The organism is Hufsiella ginkgonis, assembly GCF_009834915.1.
Lineage (GTDB): Bacteria > Bacteroidota > Bacteroidia > Sphingobacteriales > Sphingobacteriaceae > Hufsiella > Hufsiella ginkgonis.
This window is the reverse complement of sequence record NZ_WVHS01000001.1, coordinates 1431639-1443427: the sequence shown is the minus strand read 5'-3', so window position 1 is coordinate 1443427 and position 11789 is coordinate 1431639. Positions and strand designations below refer to the sequence as shown.

The window sequence follows — 11789 nt, the reverse complement described above, 5'->3', positions numbered from 1 at the left end:
AGAAATACTTGTGGCCTTGCGAAAACTCTTTGCGCCCTTTACGTTAAAAATCTGACATTTACCACAACTCAAATCGATATGAAACTTTCAAACATCATCCTCTTAGCCCTCTCCCTGGCATTAGCTATCAGTTGTAAAAACGGCAGCAATTCGTCGTCCGGGGAACCAGCACGAACCGTCTTCTTCGACAAAACCGGGATGGATACCACCGTTTCCCCCGGCGAGAACTTCTTCCGGTACGCCAGCGGTTCCTGGCTAAAAAACACAGAGATCCCGGCATCGCAAAGCGGATGGGGATCCTTTTATGTACTGGAAGAAGACAACCAGAAGCATTTGCGCAAGATCCTCGACGAACTTTCCTCGGCCGGGCAGGCAGCAGGCAGCAACGAGCAAAAGATCGGCGACCTCTATACCAGCGGCATGGACACAGCTGCTATCGATAAACGTAATTATGACCCGGTAAAACCCCTGCTGGAAAAGATCGACGCCATAAAGAGCGCCGACGAGCTGGTTGATTTCGCGGCAGCGAGCTTTAAGGACGGCGACGGCTTTCTTTTCGATTTTTACGTGGGCCCCGACGATCGCATCAGTACTAAAAACGCCATCAACTTTACCCAGGGGGGGCTGGGATTGCCCAACCGGGAATATTATTTCGAACAGGACTCTGCCTCTAAAAAGGTCCGCGCCGAATATGTGAACTACATCGTAAAGCTTTTCACGTTAACCGGCAGCAATCCGACCGTAGCCGCTACCCAGGCCGATGCCATTTTAAAGCTGGAAACCCAGATCGCCGGCTCGCACCTCACCCCGGTAGAACTGCGCGACCCTGTAAAAAACTACAACAAGCTTTCGTTCGCCGAATTTAGCCGCCAGGTGCCCGGTTTGAACCTCGTTAATGTATTTAAGAAGCTCGACGTTAAAACAGATACCGTATTGGTTAGCCAGCCGAAGTATTATATCGCGCTGGATAAACTGATCCGTTCGCAACCGCTGGAAGTGTGGAAGAGCAAACTTCGTTTCGAAGCGCTCAACAGCGCTGCGCCGTACCTGAGCCAGCCTTTCCGCGATGCGCGGTTCGCCTTTTTCGGTAAGGTGCTGAACGGCCAGAAACAGCCGCAGGAACGCTGGAAACAAATGGTAGACAAGGTAGACGGCAGCCTCGGCGAGCTGCTGGGCCAGGTTTTTGTAGAGAAGTACTTCCCTGCCGATGCAAAAGCGCGTATGCTAAAGCTGGTGGACAACTTACAGGAGGTGTACCGCCAGCGCATTGAGGGCCTCGACTGGATGAGCGCCGAAACCAAGGAACGCGCCCTCGAAAAACTTAATGCCTTTACCAAAAAGATCGGTTACCCCGACAAGTGGAAGAAATACGACGATGTAGAGATCAGCCGCGACAAGTATTACGAAAATATGCAATCGGTTTCCCGTCACAACTACGCGGAAATGACCGGCAAACTCGGCAAGACGGTAGACAAAAACGAATGGGGAATGACCCCGCCAACCGTAAACGCCTATTATAACCCGAGCTTTAACGAGATCGTATTCCCGGCCGGGATCCTGCAGTTCCCCTTCTTCGACTTTAACGCAGACGATGCGGTGAACTACGGGGCGATCGGCGCGGTGATCGGTCACGAAATGACCCATGGCTTTGATGACCAGGGCCGGCAATACGATAAGGACGGGAACCTGCGCGACTGGTGGACAAAAGAAGATGCCACCAAGTTCACCCAAAAAGCCCAGGTAGTGACCGACCAATACAATAAATACGAGGTGCTGAAGACCCTCCACGTAAATGGCAGCCTCACCTTAGGCGAAAACCTCGCGGATATTGGGGGCCTGGCCATCGCCTACCAGGCCTTTAAGAATACCGAGCAGGGTAAAAGCAGCGCTAAAATCGACGGCTTCACGCCCGATCAGCGCTTCTTCCTCTCGTTCGCACAGGTGTGGCGCATTAAAAACCGCGACGAGCTGATGCGTATGCGCATCAGCCAGGATCCGCACTCGCCGGAGATGTACCGCGTAAACGGCCCCCTCTCCAACATGTCCGAATTTTACAAGGCATTCGGCGTTAAGCCGGGTGATAAAATGTACCGGGAGGAGAAGGATAGGGTGAGGGTATGGTAGGATCAGCCGTGTCTTTCCTGCAGCATGTCGCCGACCAGTTCCGCCAAACCTCGTTGCTGGAGTGGTTTGGTACCATTACCGGTTTCCTGTGTGTGTACCTTGCGGCGAAGCAGCACATTCTTAACTGGCCCATTTCCATACTCAGCGTAGGCGCCTACGCGATACTTTTTTACCAGTACGGGCTTTTTGGCGACGCTTTCCTGCAGGTATACTTTTTCGGAACTGCCGTATACGGCTGGTATTTCTGGATCAGGCGGAAACAGGAGCATCAAAAACCCGTGGCAAGCCTTTCTTCGCGCGAGTGGGGGCTCACCGTCGGCGCAATCTTGCTCCTGGCTGTGGTGCTGGGCCTCTTCCTGGCGCATTTTACCAATTCAACGGTTCCGTACATCGATGGTTTCTGTACCGCGATGAGCTTCGTTGCACAATTCCTCATGACCCGAAAAGTAATGCAAAACTGGCTGCTCTGGATCATCGTCGACATTTGCTACATTCCCTTGTACCTTTACAAGGACCTCTATTTAACCGCATTGCTATACTTCGTATTCCTCGGCCCGGCCACCCTGGGATACATCGACTGGAGAAGATCATGGAAACAGGCACGGTAAAAAAGATCGCCATTGTAGGCCCGGAATCAACAGGAAAATCGACCTTATCCGCACTGCTTGCACGGCATTACGAAACTATCTGGGTGCCGGAATTTGCGCGCGGGTATTGCGGGAAGCTTACCGCTCCCTGCACCTGGCAGGATGAGATCAACATGTTTAACGGTCAGCTCCAGCTGGAAAAAGAGCTGGCGCCGCTTGCCAACGGGTTGCTGATCTGCGACACTACCTTCATCACCGTAAAGATCTGGAGCGACCATATCTTCGGCCGCTCGCCCCGGGAAGTGCTGGATGCCCTGCCCCGGCATACGTACGATCTTTACCTGCTAATGGACATCGACCTGCCCTGGGAAGACGACCCGCTCCGCGATTTCCCCCAGCTCAGGGATCATTTTATGGAAGTATGGCACCGCGAACTGCAGGCGTTGGGCGCCACATACAAAGTCATTTCCGGGTTAAGCGATGATCGGTTCCTATCCGCCGTACAGGCGATCGACGCCTGGAAAGCGGGGGCCGGCGCGTAATACAATGACTAAGTAATTTAAGTTTTTAAGAAAGAAAAGGGACGGTCGTTCGGCAGTCCCTTTTCTTTTGCGGCAATTCACATCATACTTTGCCCCATTCACATCAATTGCACCCAACACATTGCGCTGTTCCCTAAGTTTGAAGCATACTTAAACGTTATGCACAACCTGAAGAAACTTAAATACGCAGAAGGGATAGCGGTCTGTACCTTTGTGATCATTTATATGGTGCGGCAGCTGTTTACCCTAGCGGCCGATTTCGACGACCTGGTGCTCGCCGGGCATTACCGGTACCATATCCCCTGGAAAACGGTGCTCTCCAACCTGGAAGATTATTCGCACGAGCAGAACGCGATGTTCCCGGTAATTACCGCCACCGTGCTGCTGCTCGGCGCCTGGCTCATCTTCCATTTCTATGTTTACGACCGCATCAAAGACATGCGGATCGATTCCTACGGGCTGGTATACACCGTTACCATGCTTGCGCTGCTCTTTGCAGGGGTATTTATATTTTATGCCTTCCGGGAATATGTGCGGTATTCGCATGGTTTTAGCGTCCAGGCGCATGGGCTGTTAAGGATCGACGGCTTCGTGGTGTATTCCCTCTACCGGAAGAAGACCGTGCTGGGCGACGTGATCGCCCTGCTGGTCCTGTTCGGGGTGTACGAGCTGCTTTCGCAGGCCTGCTACCTGGTGATCAAAAAAGTTCAGCCTGCTAAAGCCCCGGCTGGAGATAGCGAAGACGGGTTTAATAATGCTTACCTGTTACTTGTTCTGCTGCTTACCGCGATAGGGATTTTCGCCACAATAGGGGCACCGCTTCCCATTGCGTTGTGGAGCCACAGCTCAGGGACCTGGTTTTTCTGGATGGGTGCGGCCGTTTTAACGGTCATTTTGCAGTCGATCCTGTACACCTCGCTCATGCCCTTCGCAGAGCGGAAGCAGTCGCCGGAATGGTTTGGCAGTTTTGCCGGTTACGTAGCAATTTGCCTGACCGGCAGCCTGGCTCTTTGTGGCGCCGCAAACAAGTTTGCGTATCTCAACGGGAAAATGCTGATCATGTCAGCCGTTGGTGTTTCGGTCGCTTCGCTGGTGACAGCCTACCTGCGCCAATCAATGTATGCCGAAAACAGGAGCCTTGCCCGGAAGGTGTCGGTAAAATCGGCAGAGCTGGCATCGCTGAGGTCGCAGGTAAACCCGCATTTCCTGTTTAACGCGCTCAACAGTTTGTATACTGCCGCGCTGAAAGAAGGCAGTGAGCGCACAGCGGACGGGATCCAGAAGCTGGGCGATATGATGCGCTTTATGCTGCATGAGAATAACCGCGACCGCATCCTGCTCGAAAAAGAAACAGAATACCTGCATAACTATATCCAGATCCAGCGCATCCGCATAGACGAAAGCCAGGGCATTAACATCCAGGTAAATATACAGCCGCCCGTAAATAATCTTCACATTGCCCCCATGATGCTGATCCCGTTCGTGGAAAACGCGTTTAAACATGGCATCAGTCACTTGCGCCCGTCGTGGATCATGATCAACCTGTCTTTTGACGATACAAAGCTTTACTTCAGGGTCCAGAATTCGGTACACCCGCGGCACGAGGCCGACCCGGAAGAGGAACACTCTGGCGTTGGCCTCGAAAACGTGAAGAAAAGACTGGAGCTTATTTATCCCGGCCGGCACCAGCTGGAGATCCAGGAAACCGCGCATGATTATTTCGTGTCGCTTACCCTTATGTACTGGTAGCGTTAAATTGTAAATTGCCCTTTCATGAACCTCACCGCCATTGCCATTGATGATGAGCCGGATGCACTGGAACTTATCCGGATGCATGCCGCCAAAGTGCCTTTTCTTACGCTCGAAAAGACGTTTACCAACGCGTTTTCCGGGATCGGGTACCTGCAAACCAAGCGGGTAGACCTGCTGTTCCTCGACATCAAGATGCCGGATATCTCGGGTATCGAACTGGTAAATTCCCTTCCGGTGGCGCCGATGGTGATATTTACCACGGCCTATTCCCAATACGCCGTAGAAGGATTCGAGTTGCGGGCGCTGGATTACCTGCTAAAACCCTTTTCATTGGCCCGGTTCACGCTGGCCTGTAACCGGGCCGCCGAAAGCAAATCGCTCCGCAATACAGATCCTGTGCCTTACCTGTTCGTAAAAACAGGCTACGCCGAAGAGAAAGTAATGCTCGGCGACATTCTTTACCTCGAAGCCGATGGCAACTACATCACCATCGTACTGCCGCAGCGGCAGGTGCTTACCCGCCAGTCGGTAACGGAGCTGCTTACCGCACTGCCGGCAAACAGGTTCGTGCGCATTCATCGTTCATATGCGGTAGCCATCGATAAGATCGAGAAGATCTCCCGCCAGGAAATTGTGGTGGCCGGCAAGAATATCCCGGTAGGGAGCTCCTATGAAACGCAGCTGGCAGAGATCAGGTCGAGGCTAAATTTCGTATAACCCACTGCCGCCCCTGTGGCCTCACACTGCACGCCAGCGAACAATTACTGCTCGAAAACGAACACCACCGGATTCGAAATCTGCATCAAAAATCTGATTTTCAGATATTTATCAAATTGGTCTCCCTTGTGTTCATGGCATTCAGCAGGCAATTCCGGCCCTGACGCCGTATATTGCTAAAAAATTAAACCATGATCGAGCTCAAGCATATTTTTAAATGGTACCAAACCGGCGGTACCCGCAATTTTATTCTCAAAGACATTAGCCTTGACATTAAAGAAGGAGAGTTTATCTCCATTATGGGGCCTTCCGGTTCCGGGAAATCGACCTTGCTGCATATCCTGGGCATGCTGGATGACCCTGATGAGGGTGAATACAACTTCCTGGAGCAGCCGGTTTTTAAACTGAAGGAAAAACAGCGCTCGCAGCTGTACAAACAGCATATCGGTTTCGTATTCCAGGCTTATCACCTCATTGATGAGCTGACGGTTTACGAGAACATCGAAACACCGCTTATTTACCAGGACATGAAGGGCAGCGAGCGCCGCGCCGTAGTGGCCGACATCCTGGACCGCTTTAACATTGTGGGAAAAAAAGACCTGTTCCCGTCACAATTATCCGGCGGACAGCAGCAACTGGTGGGTATAGCCCGCGCGCTGGCGGCAAAACCAAAGGTGATCCTGGCCGACGAACCTACTGGGAACCTCAACTCCAAACAAGGCGAAGAGATCATGGAGCTTTTTAAAGAACTGAATGAGCGTGATAAGGTAACCATCGTACAGGTGACCCATTCCGAAAAAAATGCCGCCTATGCTTCAAAGATCGTCCACCTGCTCGACGGGCGTATCGAACAGATCGAAATCCCCGCGAAAGTATAATGAAACGCCTGATCTATCTTTTATTCATCGCGTCTATCCCAACATTTACGTTGGCGCAAAATGCCGCAGATTCTGTGATCACGCTCGACCAGTGTATCGCACTGGCGATTAAAAACAACGTGGAAACTAACCGGGCCGCCATCGCTGCCGAAAGGGCGAAGGTTAATTACCAGCAGCAACGCTCCAAAATGCTGCCGGACCTGAACGCCAGCCTGAGCTTTGGGATCAACCAGGGACGAAGCATCGACCCTACCACCAACGACTATATCAACCAGTCGAACAAGTATTCGGGCCAGAGCCTGAACAGCTCGCTGCTCCTTTTTAACGGTATGGCGCTGCAAAACATAATAAAACAATACGGACTGGCCTACCAGGCATCGGTACAGGATGAGCAACAGGCAAAAGATAACCTGAGCATTACCGTTACCCTGGCTTACCTGCAGGTGCTCACTAACGAAGAATTGCTCTCCTTGTCGCGGGCCCAGCAGCTAGTCACGCTTCAGCAAGCCGAACGCCTCGACATCCTTAACAAAAACGGCAACGTGTCGCCCGGTGAGTATTACGACCTGAAGGGACAATATGCCAATGATAAGCTCTCACTGGCGGGCGCTATCAATTCGCTGGCCAACTCGCGGATCGAGCTAGCCACCTACCTGGGCATCCCGGTAAGCAGCTTACCCAGGCTGCAGCCGCTGTCGGCGCAATCGTTTTCCACCACTTATGAGGCCACCGCCGCCGATGTGTATAACCAGGCCATCGACAAGCTCGCTATCCTCAAAGCCGCATCCCTCAGGCAGCAAAGCGCAGCCATGTTTGTGAAGGCCAGCAGGGGCGGCTTTTATCCCGCTGTTTTTTTCGACGCCGGCCTTTCGAGCAACTACTCAGGCAGCGAATCGACCGGCTATTTCGGCCAGTTTAAAGATAACCTGTACCGCTCGTACCGGGTGGGCATCTCGATCCCGCTGTTTAACGCTTTCCGCACCAAAAACGCTGTGTCGCTGGCCAAACTGAGCTTACGCGAAAGCAGCGTGGTGGTGGAAAACACGCGGCTCCAGATCGGGCAGATCACCGGGCAGGCGTATGCCAACATGGTGGCCGCCCGAGATAAGTATACCGCCCTGAAGGAGCAGGTAGATGCATACGGCGAATCCTTCCGCACGGCGGAGATCCGCTTTAACGCCGGCGTGATCAATTCGGTGGACTACCTTGTTGCAAAGAACAACCTGGAACGCGCCCGGCTAAATTTCGTGGCTACGGGATATGATTTTATTCTCCGGAAAAAGATCCTCGACTTTTACCAGGGGAAGGTGCTTGGACAATAACTCCGGCGATCAGATAATTCCTTTTGATTTCCTGCCGACAAACAGGTAAAGGATTCCGCCGATAAACGGTGCGATCAATATAATGATGATCCACAGCAGCTTGTTAGTACTGTTCATGCCCGATTTAATGATATCGAGTATGCAGTAAATAGAGAGGGCCATTATCGCGATACCGATCAGGCTCTCGCTCATGCCCAAACCGAGGAAAAGGAAAGGATTCATAAACTAATGATTAGTGTTAGTATCTCGGTACTTTAAAGCTATCTCCCGCACCAAGGTAAATAATAGAACCCAGCACCGGTGCTACCAGTACGATGATGATCCAAAGGAGCTTCGAATTTTCGTTTTTAAACTCGGCGCGCAGGATGTCGACAATGCTGTAGAGGATCAGCAACAATGGCAGCAGTATAAAAAGTATTCCCAAAAACATAGCCTACAGGTTTATTAAAGATATACATTTACGTGTGAATCAAAGAAAAGCCGCTTTATTTTCACCCTTAATGGTTTATCGCAGGCTACCTGTGGTATGGATATTGTTTGGTGGGTTATTCAACGCTTAAAACTCCGCTAACGCGATCCTGATGCGTTCCGTGGTTTCATGCCTTCCAAGCAGTTCGGCGATTTCGAACACATGCGGCCCGAATTTACCGCCAACCAGCATGATCCGGAAGGGCAGCATCAGCTCACCTGCTTTAATGGCTTCGGTTTCTGCCAGAGATTTAAATACCAGTTCGATATTCACCGCGTGCCAGCTTTCTAATGAGGCCAATGAATGGCTGAATAATTCGAAAAACGCTTTTTTCTGTGCTGTCCATTTCGGTTTAACCGCATTCACGTCGTAGCTGGCCGGGCGGCCGAAAAAAAAAGACGCCTGTCCCCAGAAATCGCTTACAAACGTTAACCGCTCCCGCACCAGCCCGATCACCTTCGTTACGTATGCATCGTCGACTCCCTGCACTCCATTTTCATCCAGCACCTTCAAAACGTCCGACGTTAAACGTCCAACGTCCAACCTCTTCATCCACTCATGGTTAAACCACTTCGCCTTTTCAAAATCGAACTTAGCGCCTGATTTACTGATCCGCGCGATCGAAAATTTCTGCACCAGCTCTTCCAGTGTAAAGATCTCCTGGCCGGTGCCGTCGTTCCAACCCAGCAGGGCGAGCATGTTTACGAACGCTTCGGGCAGGAAGCCCAGTTCGCGGAAACCGCGGGTAAGGTCGCCCGTTTTAGGGTCCGTCCAGTTCATGGCATACACCGGGAAGCCGAGGCGATCGCCATCACGTTTGCTCAGCTTGCCGTTTCCGTCGGGTTTAAGAATAAGAGGCAAGTGCGCCCATTGCGGCATGTCGGCTTTCCAGCCAAGATATTCCCACAACAGTAAATGTACGGGCGCAGAGGGCAGCCATTCTTCTCCGCGGAAAGCGTGGGTGATTTTCATCAGGTAGTCATCCACCACCACGGCCAGGTGATATGTGGGCATGCCATCAGCTTTAAGCAGCACTTTATCATCAGACAAACCGGTTTCAAAGCTCACGAAACCGCGTATCATGTCTTCGAACGAAACGGTTTCGTCTTCGGGCATCCGGATCCGGATCACGTAGGGAGTGCCGGCCTGCAGCAGCGATTGCACTTCTTCACCCGTTAAGGTGAGGGAGTTGCGCAGCCCGTACCTCGTGGCCTGGCTGTATTGGAAATTAGGGGAAGCTCTGCGCAGCTGGTCGAGTTCTTCGGCGGTATCGAAGGCGTAATAGGCATGTCCGCTATTCACCAGCTGTTCCGCATAAGCGCGGTAATTCTCTTTTCTTTCGCTCTGGCGATAGGGGGCGAACGGACCGCCCACATGCGGACCTTCATCCGGGTTTAACCCGCACCAGGTAAGGCAATCGATAATGTATTGTTCTGCGCCCTCCACGTAGCGGGTGCGGTCGGTATCTTCAATGCGAAGCACGAAGTCGCCCCCGTGCCGGCGGGCAAAAAGATAATTGAATAAAACGGTACGCACACCGCCGAGATGCAGCCCGCCCGTCGGGCTTGGGGCGAAACGGACCCTTACTTTTTTTGATGGAGTAGTCATAGAAGGGGCAAAGATAAGGAATGGGTGCGCGTTTAAGGTGAATGATTCGTATTTTGGGGGCTGAAACATGAACCCCTACGAACAGAAACGACGGTATAAATTCCTCTTGCTGGCCTTTGCCATCATTATTGCAGGCGCTTCGTTGTGGTACACCGACTATCTGATTAAAAACCTGGCCGCCTCAGAGCGGACCCGCGCCGAAGTATGGGCCCAAACGCAGGAGCAGATCATTTCGCTGCCCGATGCCAACGAGCAGCTTTTTACACTGGTGTACTCCATCCGCGACAGTCTTTCGCTGCCTTGCATCGTAACCGATTCGCGGGACAGTATTTACTATTGCCGCGGGCTCGACAGCACCAAAACCTATATCAAACCGCCGGATGATGCCGCAGGCTCGCACTCGCGTTTAAAATACGATCCGCGATATTACAAAAAGGAGCTCGCCGAAATGAAGCTCCGGCACGAACCGATCGCCATGACAATGCCAAACGCCGATCAGCTGTTTGTGTATTATAAGGATTCTGACCTGCTTACCCAGCTAAGCGTTTTCCCGTATATCCAGCTTACGGTGATCGGCATTTTCCTGCTTATTGCTTATACCGTGTTCAGCTCGTCGCGGCGATCGGAACAAAACCTGGTCTGGGTAGGCATGGCAAAAGAAACAGCGCACCAGCTGGGCACACCTATTTCGTCGCTCATGGCATGGATCGAGCTGCTGAAATCCAAGTTCGATGCTGACCAGGACCCGCTGATGATGGAAATGGAAAACGATGTGCGCCGACTGGAAATGGTTGCCGACCGTTTCTCCAAGATCGGCTCGAAGCCGGTGCTGCAAAGTAATATCGTATTTGATGTGATCAGCCAATACGTGGAGTATTTTAAGGTGCGCACCAGCGACAAGATCGATTTCCTGGTAAGCGGCGATAACCAGGTGGAAGCGCTCATGAATGTACCGCTATTCGACTGGGTGCTCGAAAACCTGATGAAAAACGCGGTGAACGCCATCGAAGGCCCGGGGCGCATCGAGATCAGGATCACCGAGAACCTGGTAAAAGAACAGGTATTTATCGATGTTTGCGACAGTGGAAAAGGCATCCCCAGGCTTAAATTCGAAACGATCTTTCAACCCGGTTATACCACCCGCAAACGGGGATGGGGGTTAGGTCTTTCGCTCACTAAAAGGATCGTTGAGAGTTATCATAAAGGACAAATATTTGTGAAGGATTCCGAGCCCGGCAAAGGCAGCGTGATCCGCATCGTACTAAAAAGCAGTTTACAATATGAACCGGCCACAACCTGAAGAATCAGCCATTTTTTACCGCACCTACATCAACAAAACAAAGGACGATGTGCTGCACGAACTGGAGGAACAGGCATTTACCTTCCCGGACCTGTTAAGGAACCTCCCCGCCGAAAAAGGCGATTTCGCGTATGCGGAAGGGAAATGGACCATCAAAGAAATGACCGGTCACGTAATAGATACCGAGCGCATCTTTGTTTACCGCGCCCTGCGGATCGCCAGGAAGGACAAAACCCCGCTGGCGGGATTCGAGCAGAACGACTATGCCCGCCACTCCCGTTACCACGAACGTTCGCTCGAAAGCCTCGCCGACGAATTCGAACTGCTCCGGAAAGCCAACCTGTTTCTCTTCCGGTCATTTACCGAAGAAGAATTATCCCAGGCAGGCAATGCCAGCACTTACGACATTACCGTGAGGGCCATGCTGTTCGTAATAGCCGGGCACGTGAACCATCACCGGGGAATACTGGAGGAACGGTATCTCAGGTAG

12 protein-coding genes are annotated in these 11789 nt (G+C 52.0%); 9 read left to right on the top strand and 3 right to left on the bottom strand.

The features are described 5' to 3' along the window. Positions 1–78 precede the first annotated feature (78 nt). From GS398_RS06145 to GS398_RS06115, 7 genes are all read left to right on the top strand, one after another. Positions 79–2124: a M13 family metallopeptidase gene (locus GS398_RS06145; RefSeq protein ID WP_160905814.1), complete on the top strand. Its 2046-nt coding sequence runs from the start codon at positions 79–81 to the stop codon at positions 2122–2124. Then, complete coding sequence (gene pnuC / locus GS398_RS06140) at positions 2118–2732, top strand: nicotinamide riboside transporter PnuC (protein WP_160905813.1); 615 nt, start codon at positions 2118–2120, stop codon at positions 2730–2732. The genes GS398_RS06145 and pnuC overlap by 7 nt, the downstream gene beginning before the upstream one ends. Next, positions 2714–3253, top strand: a complete 540-nt coding sequence (locus GS398_RS06135; RefSeq protein ID WP_160905812.1) for an AAA family ATPase — start codon at positions 2714–2716, stop codon at positions 3251–3253. The genes pnuC and GS398_RS06135 overlap by 19 nt, the downstream gene beginning before the upstream one ends. Positions 3254–3412: 159 nt before the next feature. After that, positions 3413–5002 carry a sensor histidine kinase gene (locus tag GS398_RS06130; protein WP_202405961.1) on the top strand — a complete coding sequence of 530 codons (1590 nt, stop codon included), beginning with the start codon at positions 3413–3415 and terminating at the stop codon, positions 5000–5002. 24 nt (positions 5003–5026) lie between these two features. Beyond that, positions 5027–5722 (top strand): LytR/AlgR family response regulator transcription factor, encoded by a 696-nt coding sequence (locus GS398_RS06125; RefSeq protein ID WP_160905811.1) that lies wholly within the window; start codon positions 5027–5029, stop codon positions 5720–5722. 191 nt (positions 5723–5913) lie between these two features. Beyond that, positions 5914–6600, top strand: coding sequence for an ABC transporter ATP-binding protein (locus GS398_RS06120; protein WP_160905810.1), 687 nt, complete (start codon positions 5914–5916; stop codon positions 6598–6600). Next, entirely contained in the window at positions 6600–7922 is a 1323-nt protein-coding gene (locus tag GS398_RS06115; RefSeq protein WP_160905809.1) for a TolC family protein, read from the top strand. The genes GS398_RS06120 and GS398_RS06115 overlap by 1 nt, the downstream gene beginning before the upstream one ends. A gap of 9 nt (positions 7923–7931) precedes the next feature. On the opposite strand, the gene GS398_RS06110 is transcribed toward GS398_RS06115, so the two are convergent. The 3 genes from GS398_RS06110 to gltX all read right to left on the bottom strand — a co-directional run bounded on the left by GS398_RS06110 (position 7932) and on the right by gltX (position 9999). Beyond that, a complete protein-coding gene (locus GS398_RS06110; protein WP_160905808.1) occupies positions 7932–8144 on the bottom strand; it encodes a PLD nuclease N-terminal domain-containing protein in 213 nt (70 codons plus the stop codon). Between the two features lie 16 nt (positions 8145–8160). Next, positions 8161–8352 (bottom strand): PLD nuclease N-terminal domain-containing protein, encoded by a 192-nt coding sequence (locus GS398_RS06105; RefSeq protein WP_160905807.1) that lies wholly within the window; start codon positions 8350–8352, stop codon positions 8161–8163. 126 nt (positions 8353–8478) lie between these two features. After that, positions 8479–9999: a glutamate--tRNA ligase gene (gene gltX / locus GS398_RS06100; RefSeq protein WP_160905806.1), complete on the bottom strand. Its 1521-nt coding sequence runs from the start codon at positions 9997–9999 to the stop codon at positions 8479–8481. A gap of 67 nt (positions 10000–10066) precedes the next feature. Between gltX and GS398_RS06095 the strand changes: the two genes are divergently transcribed. After that, positions 10067–11299, top strand: a complete 1233-nt coding sequence (locus GS398_RS06095) for a sensor histidine kinase (RefSeq protein WP_160905805.1) — start codon at positions 10067–10069, stop codon at positions 11297–11299. Beyond that, the gene (locus GS398_RS06090; RefSeq protein ID WP_160905804.1) at positions 11280–11789 is read left to right on the top strand and encodes a DinB family protein; all 510 of its coding nucleotides are present in this window, start codon (positions 11280–11282) and stop codon (positions 11787–11789) included. Before GS398_RS06095 ends, GS398_RS06090 begins: the two co-directional genes overlap by 20 nt.

Excerpts from the sequence above, each read along its gene's own strand:
- GS398_RS06145 (WP_160905814.1), top strand. The coding sequence starts at position 79 with ATGAAACTTTCAAACATCATCCTCTTAGCCCTCTCCCTGGCATTAGCT.
- pnuC (WP_160905813.1), top strand. The coding sequence starts at position 2,118 with ATGGTAGGATCAGCCGTGTCTTTCCTGCAGCATGTCGCCGACCAGTTC.
- GS398_RS06135 (WP_160905812.1), top strand. The coding sequence starts at position 2,714 with ATGGAAACAGGCACGGTAAAAAAGATCGCCATTGTAGGCCCGGAATCA.
- GS398_RS06130 (WP_202405961.1), top strand. The coding sequence starts at position 3,413 with ATGCACAACCTGAAGAAACTTAAATACGCAGAAGGGATAGCGGTCTGT.
- GS398_RS06125 (WP_160905811.1), top strand. The coding sequence starts at position 5,027 with ATGAACCTCACCGCCATTGCCATTGATGATGAGCCGGATGCACTGGAA.
- GS398_RS06120 (WP_160905810.1), top strand. The coding sequence starts at position 5,914 with ATGATCGAGCTCAAGCATATTTTTAAATGGTACCAAACCGGCGGTACC.
- GS398_RS06115 (WP_160905809.1), top strand. The coding sequence starts at position 6,600 with ATGAAACGCCTGATCTATCTTTTATTCATCGCGTCTATCCCAACATTT.
- GS398_RS06110 (WP_160905808.1), bottom strand. The coding sequence starts at position 8,144 with ATGAATCCTTTCCTTTTCCTCGGTTTGGGCATGAGCGAGAGCCTGATC.
- GS398_RS06105 (WP_160905807.1), bottom strand. The coding sequence starts at position 8,352 with ATGTTTTTGGGAATACTTTTTATACTGCTGCCATTGTTGCTGATCCTC.
- gltX (WP_160905806.1), bottom strand. The coding sequence starts at position 9,999 with ATGACTACTCCATCAAAAAAAGTAAGGGTCCGTTTCGCCCCAAGCCCG.
- GS398_RS06095 (WP_160905805.1), top strand. The coding sequence starts at position 10,067 with ATGAACCCCTACGAACAGAAACGACGGTATAAATTCCTCTTGCTGGCC.
- GS398_RS06090 (WP_160905804.1), top strand. The coding sequence starts at position 11,280 with ATGAACCGGCCACAACCTGAAGAATCAGCCATTTTTTACCGCACCTAC.